Here is a 13,920-nt window from a genome sequence, read left to right as displayed (position 1 = left end):
TTAAGAACTATTCTAAAATTCCATCAACTATACCGTACTCTATTGATTCCTGGGCATTCATCCAAAAATCCCTATCAAAATCTTTCATCACCTTTTCAAATTTCTGACCACAGTTATCTGCCAAAATATGCGCACTTAGTTCGCGTGTCTTGATTATTTCACGGGCCTGAATTTCTATATTGGAAGCCTGTCCCCTAGCCCCTCCACTTGGCTGGTGAATCATTACCTGAGCATGTGGCTGAATAAAACGTCTCCCTTTTTTTCCGGCTGACAATAAAATTGAACCCATTGATGCGGCCAATCCCGAACAAACGGTAGAAACTGGGCTTTTCAAGGATTTAATGGTATCATAGATAGCAAAACCTGAGGTGACATATCCACCAGGACTATTGATTACCAATTGTATTTCCTTATTGTTCTGTAAATCCAAATATAACAGACGATCAATTACGTGCTTTGCAGAATCGTCATCGACCATCCCCCATAAAAACACTTTTCTTTCGTCCAATAATTTTTCATCTATAGCTTCTTGTATCTTACCTTTTTTTGAACTCATTGTTAGTTTTCTTTATTGCACCCAAAAATAATCATTTTATTGGGATTTGTTATCCCAACAAACCCAGCGATTTCCCAAATATATATCTAAAAGAATTTATATTTGTGTAAAGTTCAATAATATGAGAAAATATACCTTTCTTTTTTCTTTAGCTGCTGTATTCTTCATTAGCTGTAAGTCCGATAAAAAAAATAAAACAGAAGTTGTCGAATTGACCGTCTTGGAGAAAGTAGCTAACGCCCATGGCTTCGAGAAATGGAATAATTTGAAGGAACTGGAATTCACCTTTAATGTAGATAGGGATACCACCCACTACGAACGTTCTTGGATCTGGAACACAAGAACCAATGAGGTTACGGCCATGAGTGCCACAGATACTATTACTTACAACAGAAAAAGTGTGGATAGCCTGTCCATGAAGACAGACGGAGGGTTTATAAACGACAAATACTGGTTCTTGGCCCCTTATAATCTTATTTGGGACAAAGATAATTTCACCTTTGAACATACTACCGAGGCAGTTGCCCCAATCAGTAATACACCGATGCAAAAACTGACTATTGTTTATGGCAGTGAAGGCGGATATACCCCAGGTGACGCCTATGATTTCTATTTTGGTGATGACCATCTCATCAAGGAATGGGTGTTTAGAAAAGGGAATGCCACAGAGCCTTCCACTATGACCACTTGGGAGGATTATTTGGATGCAGATGGTTTAAAAATAGCCAGAATGCATAAAAACAAGGAAGGTAACTTTAAACTTTATTTTACTAATATCAAAACCGTCACAGAATAAGCAAAAGGGTTATCTTTTTTTTCTTAGGAAGAAGGTTGCCAGAAAAACTGCGATGCAACAGGCCAATAGCGTCATAAAACTTAATTTTAGAGAAGAGGCTTCAGCCAAATAACCAAGAATTACAGGACCCAGAAGGAATCCTGAAATCCCGGTACCTGCAATAAAGGCAACACCCTGTGATGTCTTTACCCCTTTGATATTGCCTCCTATTCGGAAAAGTTCGGGAACAATGGCCGAAAATCCCAAGCCAACAAAAGCGAAACCAATTATGGCCAAATATGTATTGGTGGTCAATACCATGAAATACCCCATTATAGCTACCAAGGCACCTGAGCCAACAATTTTTACGGAACCTATTTTTGCACTAATGCTATCTCCCAAAAACCGACCTAAGGTCATTGTGACGGAGAATGCTAAAAATCCAGATCCAATAAGGGCAACGGGGGCATTACTGATTTCTTGTAAAAAAATACCGCTCCAATCCACAATGGCCCCTTCACTGCCCATGATCAAAAAAGAGACTATTCCTATTAAAAGTAAAGGCCTGAAATTTTTCAATTTAAAAGGTTCCTTTTCTAAGGGTGGAGAAACTATATGGATGTAATTCTTATAGAAAAATGCATTGACTCCTAGTACCAATATTATAGCCAGGACAATATGCAGCACAGGATTGTCCAAAAAGATGATCATAAAACTACCCAATCCTGCCAAGACCCCACCAAGACTAAAAAAACCATGGGAAGCCGACATAAAATTCTGGCGATCCTCCTTTTCAATTTCGGTAACCAAGGTGTTCATGGAGATATCCAAAAAACCATTGGCCGCCCCGTAAAAAAAGAGGCCACCCAACAAAACGTAATAATTGGGAGCCAAAAAAGGAAGTATTGCCGTAGCACTTATTAAAAGCACCCCGTACCAGGTGGCCTTCCCCACTCCTATCGTATTGATGATTTTGGAAGCCAAGGGAAAAATAGTAAAGTTTCCCAACGAAAGAAAAAACAATGCCAATCCCAAGCTAGCCTTATCTATCCCCAAATCACCCTTTACCTGTGGTATATAAATGGCCCAAGTACCAAAAAGTATATTCAGACTGGCAAAGGCCCAAGCAGGGGCAAAGTATCTAGGGTTGGAAAGGATTAGCCGTAAGGATTTCATTGATCACAAGGTATTGAACGGCCAAAAATACTTTATTTCTTTAAGACCCCTGATTTTAAAATTTGTCCAAACCTATACATGTCCTCATATGAGCAATAAAAAGGCGCAGGTGCCAAACGGATTACATTGGGTTCGCGCCAATCTGTAATGACTCCATTTTCCATTAAATAATCAAATAATGGTCGGCCTTCTCCATGGAGGAATACAGATAATTGACAACCGCGTTCCTTTGGGGTAATAATTTCGAAGGAGCTTTCTACCTCCTTATCGATCTCATGAAGAATAAATTCCAAGTAAGCCGTAATCTTGTTGCGTTTTTCTATCAGGGCAGCCATACCCACCTCTTCGAAGAGTTCCAAACAGGCCAAATAAGGGGCAACGGACAATATAGGGGCATTGCTCAATTGCCATGCATCCGCATTTTCCATGGGCTCAAATTCTGGCTTCATCAAAAAACGGGTATCTCTTTTGGTTCCCCACCATCCTTCAAATCTCGGGATATCCTTACGATTCAGATATCGTTCATTCACAAATACTCCAGAAGCATTGCCTGGACCGCTGTTCATATATTTATAACTACACCAGGAGGCAAAATCCACATCCCAATCGTGTAACTTCAACTCTATATTTCCTGCAGCATGTGCCAGATCCCATCCCACGAAAGCCCCTTGATCCCTGCCTACTTTGGTAATGGTCTCCATATCGAACACCTGTCCGTTGTAGTAATTGACACCTCCAATGAGCACCAGGGCCAGCTCATCGCCAACCTCTTCAATGGTCTTTAAAATATCTTCGGTTCTCCAAAAATTCTCCCCTTCCCTTTTCTTTACTTCTACAATGGCATCATTACTGTTAAACCCATGAAAGCGAACCTGACTCTGTAACATGTACTGGTCTGAAGGGAATGCCTTTTCCTCACAGATGATCTTATACCTTTTTTTGGTAGGCCTGTAAAAAGAGACCATCAATAAATGTAGGTTTACTGTAAGTGTGTTCATTACCGTTACTTCTTCGGGTTTTGCGCCCACTACCTTTGCCAACGGGGCAGCCAATCTTTCGTGGTAATCCCACCAAGGCTTATCTGCATAAAAATGCCCTTCAACAGCCAGCTCCTTCCAATCGGTCATTACCTCATCCACAAATTTTTGGGTACGTTTAGGTTGAAGTCCCAATGAGTTCCCGGTAAAATAAATGACCTGCTTTCCGTTTACTTTTGGAAAATGAAACTCGTCACGATACTTGCTCAGTTGATCTTCTGCATCTAATTGTTGAGCGTATTCGAGGGTATTTTTAAATTGCATAGGGGTAGTTTTTCTGTAAAAATACGATATCAAAAAAGAACTAATTCTTAATTATTCTGTAAGTTTTGGCTTGTATTATTGGGTGTTTAGTCTCATTTCAATTATGTGCTTTTTAAACCCGACCCTTTCATAGGCCTTGATGGCCGGAATATTATCATCGTAGACGGTTAATCTAATTTCTTTCATTCCTTTGGCCGATGCCCATTTTTTCAATTCCTCAACAACTAATTGATTGACACCTTGACCCCTATAATCCGGATGGGTGTACATAAATCCCAAGTAAGCATACTGTTCATGATCCAAATATGGCCTTGCCTTTTTGATCAAGGCATACCCTGAAGCAATTACAGCCCCATTGGTCTCTACTACGACCACCTCTATATCGTCCGAAAGTATATATTCCCGTAAGTCATAATAGGTAACCGGATCTTTCTTAATAGTAGGATCAAAAGGACGTTCTGCCACGATAATGCCCTGCTCAAATTCCAATAAGATCTCGAGATCATCGATAGTTGCCTTTCTACATGTAAAATTTTCCATCTTCCGTTATTCTTTAGGGGATTAATCAATAGTGGGTACTGTCCAAAAATAGCATAATATTCCATAATTTTGCAAAAACGTATCCATGCATTTCTTATCTCCATTACTGGAAAATTATATTGCCGACCATTCCGAATCAGAGCCTTTGGTGTTGCAGGAACTTACTAGGGAAACCCATCTAAAAGTTATACAGCCCAGAATGATTACCGGTCATTTTCAAGGAAGGGTATTAAGCATGCTCTCCAAAATCATTGCTCCCAAGAACATTCTTGAAATTGGCACATATACGGGGTATTCTGCCATATGTCTTGCCGAAGGCATGCAAAAAGATGGAAAGTTGCACACCATTGATGTCAACGAGGAATTAGCGGGCATTCAACGCAAGTATTTCGACAAAAGCGGCTTTGGGCCCCAGATTGTGCAACATGTTGGCGATGCCCTGGATGTAATCCCAACTTTGGATGTGGTTTTTGACCTGGTGTTCATCGATGCAGGAAAAACAAGTTACGATGCCTATTTTGAAAGTGCACTTGCAAAAACTAGACCTGGAAGCATTATTCTTTCCGATAATGTGCTTTGGTCCGGCAAGGTCATAGAACCTTTGCAACCTAATGACAAAGCAACCAAGGTATTGTTGGATTACAATAAAAAATTAAAGGACGACCCAAGGGTAGAAACAGTTTTACTGCCTATAAGGGACGGTTTGACGCTAAGTAGGGTATTATAAATCTTTGATGTAATTTATAAAACAAAAGAGCCGAAAAAGTTCCTACCATGGCACCTACCAAAATATCCACGGGATAATGGACCCCCACATAAATTCTACTAAAGGTGAACAACAAAGGCCAGATGTAAAATACCCAAACCCATTTGTATTTTGGTCTTAGAAAAAGAAAGACCAAGGTGGTTATAGAAAAGGAACTGGAGGCATGGCCGGAGAAAAAACTATATCCTGTAGGACTCCGTAATATTCTAATTACAGTATTGATCTCCTCGTTATTATTGGGCCTTAACCTTGCCACAAATTCCTTAGTCAAATCTGTAATCCCCAAAATAAAACCCACTAACACCAGAACGGTAAGGCTCATGAAAATTGCTTCCTTTTTAGGATACTTAATCCATATCAAGATAAAAAACAGAACAAATAGTGGGGTCCATGAACTAATATTGGTCACTATAGACCAGAATACATCGTAATCTTCAATCCCCAAACTATTTAGGTAGATGAAGATATTTCGGTCCCATTCCGCAATTTTTTCAAGCATGAACTAACTTACTTTCTCTTGATTACCCCGGTAACATCTTCCACACTGTCCTTTACCTTATCAATCTCTTTCTTGATATCCTTGGTAAAGCTTGTGTCGATGCCCTGTTTATCGGCAGTTTTATAAATTTCTTGTTTAATATCTTCGGTTGCGTCCTTCAGTTGGCGCATTCCCTTACCCAGACCTCTAGCGATATCCGGAATTTTATCAGCACCAAATACCATTACCACAATGAACATGATAAAAAATATCTCGGCACCGCTTATGAATAATAATACATTTGCATACATACCACAAATATAATGAGAAGTTTGGCAGCTGAATAAAAAAGGCTCCCAATTTTATTTAAAAATTAATTTTATCCAACCCTGTTAAAAGACAGATACAGCCATCCGGCAATCCTTAAATTTCTGGCACAAAAAAAGCCCCAACTGCTTAAAAAGCAATTGGGGCCTTGAATATTACACTTAGACTTATTCTCCCTTGATATTTTCTTTGAATTTATCAAAGTCGGACTTCTCATCTTTTTTAGGCCATGAGTTATTGGTTGTATCTATATCAGCAGTTTCTGCTTTAGGATCTACCATAATACCTACCAATTCTTTTTGGGTAGCCATCACTCGTTTAACCTCTTTGTCACTTTTTCTCCAAATTTCTGGAGGGTAAGTGATATTTTCTTTGGAACCATCAGCATAGGTGTACTCCACGATCAACGGCATTGGCAATCCTCCCGGCTTGTCAAAAGTGATCTCATAGAAATACTTTGGCTCTTTAACAGCGGCTCTTTCTACAGCTGTCATGTTATCCATCATATATTCATTTAAAGTCTTGGAATTTTCTGAAGGCCCTTTTCCTTTTAGGTCGGCATTGAAATCCTCACTGTCCTCTTCGGCCAAATACACCAATGGTGGTAAATCGGCTTCCGTTACATTTCTCTCGGCCATATACTCCTGCATCTTCTTGGTCGGCTTATTGGAAACAAAGTATTTTTTAACGTCTTTCACTCCTATATCCACATAATCCGTAGTATAGAACCATCCTCTCCAGAACCAATCTAGATCTACCGCTGAAGCATCTTCCATGGTGCGGAAGAAATCTTCAGGAGTTGGGTGTTTAAACATCCAACGATGAGAATATGTTTTAAAAGCGTGATCGAACAACTCCCGGCCCATTACAGTTTCCCTAAGGATATTAAGAGCAGTAGCCGGTTTTCCGTAGGCGTTATTCCCCAATTGGTAAACATTTTCCGGATTCTCCATGATGGGCGCAATGGTACTTTGATCTCCACTCATGTAAGGTACAATCTTAGCTGGATCACCCCTTCTAGAAGGGTATTTATCATTGGGAGCAATTACCTCTGGAAAGGCTTCACCAAATTCTTGTTCAGCCACATATTGCATAAAGGTATCCAATCCTTCATCCATCCATCCCCATTGGCGCTCATCGGAATTAACGATCATTGGGAAAAAGTTATGTCCTACCTCATGGATGATCACACTGATCATTCCATATTTTACACGGTCAGAAATATTTCCATTTTCATCCGGTCTTCCATAGTTCCAGCAAATCATAGGATATTCCATCCCCTGATTTTTGGCGTGTACAGAAATCGCTTTATGATATGGGTAATCGAAAGTGTGGGCAGAATAAGATTTTAAGGTATGTGCAACAGCTTTGGTAGATAAGTCTTCCCAAAGAGGATTCCCTTCTTTTGGGTACATAGAAACCGCCATAACGTCTCTGGCACCAAATTTAACCGCTTGCATGTCCCAAATAAACTTACGGGAAGAGGCAAAGGCAAAATCCCTTACATTTTGAGCTTTTAATTTCCAAGTCTTGGTCTTATCTGAAAAGCTTTTTTCTGCAGCCTCAGCTTCCGCTTGAGTTACAATCAATACTGGCTTATCATATGATTTTTTTGCTTTTTCAAAACGGTCCATCATTGTTTTAGTGAAGACCTCTTTTCTATTTTGAAGCTCTCCTGTACCATCTAAAATGTGGTCTGCAGGAACGGTAATGTTTACTTCATAATCCCCAAAGGTCAGGGCAAACTCGCCACTGCCCCAGAATTGATGGTTTTGCCATCCTTCAACATCGCTGTAAACCGCCATTCTAGGGAAGAATTGGGCAATTACATAGGCTCTATTCCCATCTTCAGGGAAATACTCGTAACCAGATCGCGCTCTATTTACAGTGTGGTCAGGGATATTGTACCACCATTTAATAGAAAAGGAAATTTGTGATTTGCTTTTCAATGCCTGCGGTAAATCTACACGCATCATGGTTTGGTTAATGGTATAAGGCAAGTTTTTTCCAGAGGCATCCTTTACATACTCTATATTGAAGCCACCATCAAAATTCTCGGTCAGGTATTTTTGTACAAACCCTGAAGTAGGCTCGGCCAAGGGCACTCCATCTCCATCTTTTAAAAGGGATTTGGAATCTTTGGTTCTAACATTTTGATCTAGTTGAAGCCATAAATATTCTAAATCGTCCGGGGAATTATTGATATAGGTAATGGTTTCCGTACCGTAGATTTTGGTGTTTTTATCATCCAACAGAATATCCATCTTATAATTGGCCTGCTGTTGGTAATAATCAGGTCCGGGAGCGCCGGATGCAGACCTATAGGTGTTGGGAGTGGCAAACTCCTGGTACATCTGCCTAAATTTACTTTGGGCCGTATGCCCTTGTTCCCGTTCTACCTTCACTTCTTCCTGCGCAGATACTACAGCTGCAAACAAAAATAAAAGCGAAGCAAAACAATACTTTAGTTTGTTCATTTCTTAAAAATTTTTAGTCGCGGGAAATTAGCTCTTTTTTAAGAAATCGATTGAAGAAGTTATAATTTTAACATTCCTTTATTACTATCCTTCATCAGCACAAAACTTTTCTTTTTACCATTCATTTTAAAATGCAACACATTTTGCTGCTCCTCAAACAAATCTGTAAGGACTTCATTTTGGAGTTCTATACTCTTTATTTTGGACAATTTAATCTTTGGCACTTCTAGATAACAGACCATTACATCATTATCATATTTCTTCCCCAAAAATTTGTAATCCACCTGTTTCCCGTCTATTCTGATCAGAAGTTTGGACCTAAGGTATTTTTCGATGTAGGTATCGGCCGTTTCTGATTCAAGGGGAGTTGCCAGGTTGGGATGTACCCCATAGCGTTCTTCCAATACATCCTCAAAATCATCAATGAAGACCCTTGAGGTAATTTGAAGGGCTTCATCCTTTTCGGAATATTGCACATTGGTAACACTCAAATAGAATTTATGGACGGTAGTAAATGCCAATAATGGCAATAGCAACAGCAATAATCCTTTTTTCAAACCTTTCATCTTCATTTCCAATTTCTTTAACTAGAGCAATTTATGTGCCAAAGCTTTTTTACTGACACCATCAACCTTTTACTACTCCAGCCCGTTATTTTCCCTATACACGATACTTTTCTTTTTAAAAAAGCTCCAAATTTTCAACCTATCATGGGTATCCACCAGACTACTAAATGATTCATCCGCCTCACAGTAATACATAAAGTCATCTATTTTGGCTATCGGAATTTTTAAATCCTGAACATAGAGAGAATCTGAATAAAAGGCACGCACGCGTTCTGTTCTGGCGTATTTTTCTTCAATTTCCAAACGTTTTTTTAGCATTTTAGTCCGCCCAGATATCCCATTTAAAATAGGATTCAAGGGCAAAATCCCTCCTCCTGTGGTTGCCTCATTCAATATTCTTTGGGTCTGGGTCATTGGTTTCACGTAGGCATTGGGCAGCCCTAGGGTAGATGCGGTTACTACGGCTTCTGTTTCCAGGCTTTCCAGATCCTTTGAAATATCACCCGACAGGTTATAGGGTCTTACCACCACTTCATCCAATTCTGTCAAAGCGTCTTCCATGGTTATAAAAAGGCTTTTGCTCTGCAATACGGATTGGGTGACCACCAATTCTTTCTTTTTAAACTGTACGGCAGAAAAAACCAAGGTATCGTTTAGGCTTACCGCTATTTTAAAAAAGCCTTCCACACTGGTAATTGTGGCCCTATTGGTGGTTGTATTCATGACATGGGTGGCCGCCACATCTCCACTTTCGTTTAAAACACGGCCTTCCAATTCCTTGGAAAAAAAAGTTTGTGCTTCCGCCGAAACACCCATTAAAATAATACTGATTAAAACGATCTTACTTTTCAGTGCCTTTTTCTTTTAGATACAATTTACTGTAGGTAACCAAAAAGTCGATCAACTGAAACTCATTATCCTTTTTTAGAAGGGCCTGGGTAGGAATCTTATCATCGCAATAGACCAAGAAATTATCAATTTGATCTTGGGGCAAGTTCAGGTCTTCCACGAAAAAACGGTCCTCATACACCTGCCTCATTACATCGCTCAATTTTAGAGCAGGTCTTTCCTCTGCCTTCTCTTTATTATCGGATTTGGTCAATGCCTTAAATATATTCACAAAATTAAGTCCATACCGCATTCCCCTTTCTTGTTGGGATAGCGCTATATTCTCTACTTCGGTGGAACGGTCAATTTCGTAATCGTACTGTTTTTGAATCCTTTCATTTTGTAATTGCAAGAATTTTTCTTGGTTTTCCGGACTCACCACAACCTCGTCCAGTTCTGTTACCTTCTCGTTCACCTCTACCACCAACCTATTGTTATCAATCATTTCTTGGGTCACCTTCATTTGTAATATCTGGTAATTCACAGCAGTAAACACCAGCTCGTCCCCAGCTTTCACCCGAATACCAAATTCCCCATTATCATTGGTGATGGTAGCGAATTCTGAGGTGGTATTGATTACATTCTCATTGGGAACATTGGTGTTTCTGTACAATACTTTCCCCCTTAAGAGGGTACGGGTATCTTCTTGGGCATTTGATATTCCGAAACCCAGCAATAGTAATGTTAGTATAAATAGATTTTTCATAGTAAGTTTTTAGTGTCCAATATCTGGTTTTTGGATTTAAAACCAATATTCCTCGCCTTACTTAAAGTTACGAAAAAAAGAATGGTAAACGCTGATATTTCCATGGATAAAGAAAAACCAAGTTGTGGTCAAAAAAAAATATATCCCCATTAAACTTTTGTTAATTTGTAGTACTGATGTCAATTCAAAACCATGAAAAAATTACTGTTAGCAAGTACCTCTACCCTATTTGGGGAAACTTATTTATCCTATCTTACCAAAGACTTGGAGCTATTCTTCAAGGATGTGGATACCATAACCTTTGTTCCTTTTGCCAGGCCGGGCGGCATCTCCCATGATGCATATACGGCAGTAGTGATTAAAGCATTTTCCAAACTCGACAAAAAAGTGGTGGGACTGCATACCTATTCAGATCCAAAGGAAGGACTGGAACAGGCCGAAGCTATTTTTACAGGTGGGGGAAATACCTTTTTGTTGGTAAAGCAGCTTCATGAACAGGGGTTGATGGCGGTTATCAAGGAATTAGTGGAGAGCGGCATTCCATATATGGGTTCCAGTGCTGGCAGTAATATAGCCGGACCAACCATGCAGACCACCAATGATATGCCCATTGTTTATCCACCTGGTTTTGAAACCTTGGGTTTGGTCAATTTTAATCTAAATCCACATTATTTGGATCCCAATCCGACTGGTCGCCATAATGGGGAAACGCGGGAAACTCGGATCAAAGAATTCCACGAATTTAACACCACTCCGGTAGTTGGCCTTAGGGAAGGGAACTTTATTTGGGTGCAAAATGGAAAGACATTATTAAAGGGAAAGGGTACCGCTCGCATTTTTGAAGCAGGAAAAACCCCTTATGAGTCCGAAAAAATTCCATTTTGATGTCTTTCAACCGATAAGTGGGTCGTTAAACCCTTAGTATGAGAATTTTAGCCCTATTATTTAGGGAAATGGGTAAATCGTTTTATTTTTATAGACTTGGTTTTATCAAGGATAAATTCATTTCCTATGAGATTAAAAAAAGCTCTTCTAGTTTTACTAATATTCACTGGCACTTTCACTTACGGTCAGATCAAAATTGGTGACAACCCTCAAAATATTAATCAGGCTTCTGTTTTAGAATTGGAGAGCACTTCCAGAGCCTTGGTCATTACCAGGATCAACACCTCTCAAATGAATGCCATCACTCCCTTACAAGGGGCCATGGCCTACAACACCGACACCAAATGTATCCATTATTACAATGGCTCCCAATGGCTTAATTTGTGCGATGCCTTGGTCAATTCAGTGAATATAAGTTTAACGGACAATGGAGATGGCACATACACTTTTAGCGATGCCACTAACAATCTCACCGAGATCAACAACCTCAATGAAAGTTTGGTTGTTGATAATGGAAATTTGATTTTGACGGATACTTCTGGGAATGCCATAAGTGTGGAGCTCCAAAACCTGAGTTCACAGACATTTACCACGGATGCCACAGCTCCTCGAGAGTTCCCTTCTATTTTGATTACTACAGATTCCAGTGGTAGCAATTATAATTTCGAGGTTGGGGTTATCGATGGTTTAAGCATACAAGATGGCTCCATTAAGCAGATAGATTTGGCAGGGGCCTCGGTAGGGTCTGCCCAACTAAGGGACAATTCCGTAACGACTATTGCCATCGCAGAAAATGCGGTTACTACCATCAAAATTGCCAATAACAGTGTTACCAACACAAAGCTCGATAAGTCGAACATTCCCTTAAGTGGATTTGCTCCTCCAAACGCTGAAGTGAACCTTGGGAATTTCAAAATTATCAATTTGGCTGAGCCGACCTTGGATCAAGATGCTGCCACAAAAAATTATGTGGATCAGGCGATCATAGCAGGAACCGCTGATGGGTCTGAAACCATACTGAACAATGGGACTAATATTAACATTACAGGAATAGGAACTTCTGGTAGTCCGTATGTTATCAACAACACATTTACTGAGGTAGATGGGAGTGTGACCAATGAAATACAGAGTTTATCACAAGTTTTGGGTATTGGAAATGCAGCGAATAACAGGATCACCAATGTAACAGAACCTGTTGCAGCCCAAGATGCAGCAACAAAAGCGTATGTGGATGCCCAAGTAGGCGGGTCGGCACAAACCATAGTAAGCGGACAGACTGGAAATGATATTTCTCCCGGTGTTCCCGATGGGGGAGCCTATTATAATGATGGGGATTCCGATGACACCAATGAACTTTCGGATCTGGCCTTCGATTCAGGCACGAACATACTAACCTTAACCAATCCAACTACGCCAACCAACTCCGTTGATCTTTCCAGTTTAAGTGGGACCGGTTCGGACAACCAAAACATTACCGATTTTACTTTTAATTCTGCAACAAACATTCTTTCCCTTAGCCTGGAAAATGGCAACACAGATACCGCCGACCTTACGGCATTATCAGGAGGCGGTGGCACTACTGAACAAGCTGATCAAATAACCATTGTTGGAGACGGTACAACAGGGAATGAGTTTGAAGTAGCCGATGGAGCCATTAATTCTATTAAAATAACGGACGGGACTATTCAGGCAATTGACATTAGTATAAATGCTGTAACAACTTCAGCCATTCTTAATGCCAACATAACTCCAATTAAAATTGAACCGGGTACAAACGGTCAATTTTTAAGCACCTCTGGTGGGGCTGTAATCTGGGATAATTTACCAGGAGGTACAGGTGGAACCGTTGAAACGGATGGTGTTACTTTAGAGGGTAATGGAGTTACTCCAAATCCTATACAAGTGAGAGAAGGCGGAATAACATCAACTCAAATTTTTGACGGCACCATCGCTACAGCGGACATCGCCGACAATGCCGTGGCCACGATCAAAATATTGGACAATAACGTAACACCTGCAAAAATCGAGGAGGGCGCCAATGGAGAGGTGCTTACAACCGACGGAGCGGGCAACGTAGTCTGGGCGGCACCCACCGCCGGTGCAGTATCCTCCGACGGCACTACCATTACAGGCGACGGGAACCTGACCGACCTTTCAGTCCCCACTGGCGGGATAACATCAACTCAAATTTTTGACGGTACCATCGCTACGGCGGACATCGCGGACAAAAATGTAACCCCAGCCAAAATTGCGGAAGGCGCCAATGGAGAGGTACTAACAACCGACGGAGCGGGCAACGTAGTCTGGGCGGCACCCACCGCCGGCGCAGTTTCCTCGGACGGCACTACCATTACAGGCGACGGGAACCTGACCGACCTTTCAGTCCCCACTGGCGGGATAACATCAACTCAAATTTTTGACGGTACCATCGCTACGGCGGACATCGCCGACAACAACGTAACACCCGCCAAAATCGCGG

At 40.7% G+C, this 13,920-nt stretch carries 14 protein-coding genes; 4 read left to right on the top strand and 10 right to left on the bottom strand.

Features of this window, described 5'->3' with window-relative positions; genetic code table 11:
- Positions 1-7: 7 nt before the first annotated feature.
- Positions 8-556 (bottom strand): ClpP family protease, encoded by a 549-nt coding sequence (locus ABXZ32_RS15010; protein WP_354619504.1) that lies wholly within the window; start codon positions 554-556, stop codon positions 8-10.
- Between the two features lie 121 nt (positions 557-677).
- Here ABXZ32_RS15010 and ABXZ32_RS15005 point away from each other — a divergent pair, with 121 nt between their 5' ends.
- On the top strand, positions 678-1,352 hold the full coding sequence (locus ABXZ32_RS15005) for a hypothetical protein (protein ID WP_354619503.1): 675 nt from the start codon (positions 678-680) through the stop codon (positions 1,350-1,352).
- Positions 1,353-1,361: 9 nt separating this feature from the next.
- Here the strand turns inward: ABXZ32_RS15005 and ABXZ32_RS15000 are convergent, their stop codons facing one another.
- The 3 genes from ABXZ32_RS15000 to ABXZ32_RS14990 form a co-directional block, all read right to left on the bottom strand.
- Positions 1,362-2,507, bottom strand: coding sequence for an MFS transporter (locus tag ABXZ32_RS15000; protein WP_354619502.1), 1,146 nt, complete (start codon positions 2,505-2,507; stop codon positions 1,362-1,364).
- 32 nt (positions 2,508-2,539) lie between these two features.
- Positions 2,540-3,808: a kynureninase gene (kynU, locus tag ABXZ32_RS14995; RefSeq protein WP_354619501.1), complete on the bottom strand. Its 1,269-nt coding sequence runs from the start codon at positions 3,806-3,808 to the stop codon at positions 2,540-2,542.
- Between the two features lie 75 nt (positions 3,809-3,883).
- Positions 3,884-4,348: a GNAT family N-acetyltransferase gene (locus ABXZ32_RS14990; RefSeq protein WP_354619499.1), complete on the bottom strand. Its 465-nt coding sequence runs from the start codon at positions 4,346-4,348 to the stop codon at positions 3,884-3,886.
- Positions 4,349-4,433: 85 nt separating this feature from the next.
- On the opposite strand from ABXZ32_RS14990, the gene ABXZ32_RS14985 reads away from it, so the two are divergent.
- Complete coding sequence (locus ABXZ32_RS14985; protein ID WP_354619498.1) at positions 4,434-5,075, top strand: O-methyltransferase; 642 nt, start codon at positions 4,434-4,436, stop codon at positions 5,073-5,075.
- Here ABXZ32_RS14985 and ABXZ32_RS14980 read toward each other — a convergent pair.
- The 6 genes from ABXZ32_RS14980 to ABXZ32_RS14955 all read right to left on the bottom strand — a co-directional run bounded on the left by ABXZ32_RS14980 (position 5,038) and on the right by ABXZ32_RS14955 (position 10,556).
- Complete coding sequence (locus tag ABXZ32_RS14980) at positions 5,038-5,613, bottom strand: phosphatase PAP2 family protein (protein ID WP_354619497.1); 576 nt, start codon at positions 5,611-5,613, stop codon at positions 5,038-5,040. The genes ABXZ32_RS14985 and ABXZ32_RS14980 overlap by 38 nt on opposite strands.
- Before the next feature lie 8 nt (positions 5,614-5,621).
- Positions 5,622-5,903, bottom strand: a complete 282-nt coding sequence (locus tag ABXZ32_RS14975) for a Sec-independent protein translocase subunit TatA/TatB (RefSeq protein WP_062052857.1) — start codon at positions 5,901-5,903, stop codon at positions 5,622-5,624.
- A gap of 183 nt (positions 5,904-6,086) precedes the next feature.
- Positions 6,087-8,396, bottom strand: a complete 2,310-nt coding sequence (locus ABXZ32_RS14970) for a M1 family metallopeptidase (protein ID WP_354619496.1) — start codon at positions 8,394-8,396, stop codon at positions 6,087-6,089.
- Positions 8,397-8,455: 59 nt separating this feature from the next.
- A complete protein-coding gene (locus tag ABXZ32_RS14965; protein ID WP_354619495.1) occupies positions 8,456-8,968 on the bottom strand; it encodes a DUF6702 family protein in 513 nt (170 codons plus the stop codon).
- A 66-nt stretch (positions 8,969-9,034) separates the two neighbouring features.
- Positions 9,035-9,778, bottom strand: a complete 744-nt coding sequence (locus ABXZ32_RS14960) for a carboxypeptidase-like regulatory domain-containing protein (protein ID WP_354619494.1) — start codon at positions 9,776-9,778, stop codon at positions 9,035-9,037.
- Between the two features lie 25 nt (positions 9,779-9,803).
- A complete protein-coding gene (locus ABXZ32_RS14955; protein ID WP_354619493.1) occupies positions 9,804-10,556 on the bottom strand; it encodes a carboxypeptidase-like regulatory domain-containing protein in 753 nt (250 codons plus the stop codon).
- Positions 10,557-10,748: 192 nt separating this feature from the next.
- Between ABXZ32_RS14955 and pepE the strand changes: the two genes are divergently transcribed.
- Positions 10,749-11,441, top strand: a complete 693-nt coding sequence (gene pepE / locus ABXZ32_RS14950; RefSeq protein WP_354619491.1) for a dipeptidase PepE — start codon at positions 10,749-10,751, stop codon at positions 11,439-11,441.
- Between the two features lie 126 nt (positions 11,442-11,567).
- On the top strand, positions 11,568-13,920 hold a 2,353-nt coding region (locus ABXZ32_RS14945; protein WP_408017333.1), incomplete at its 3' end, for a beta strand repeat-containing protein.

The sequence above is a fragment of the Sediminicola luteus genome, assembly GCF_040566555.1.
GTDB lineage: Bacteria > Bacteroidota > Bacteroidia > Flavobacteriales > Flavobacteriaceae > Sediminicola.
This window is presented reverse-complemented; position numbering and strand designations above follow the sequence as displayed.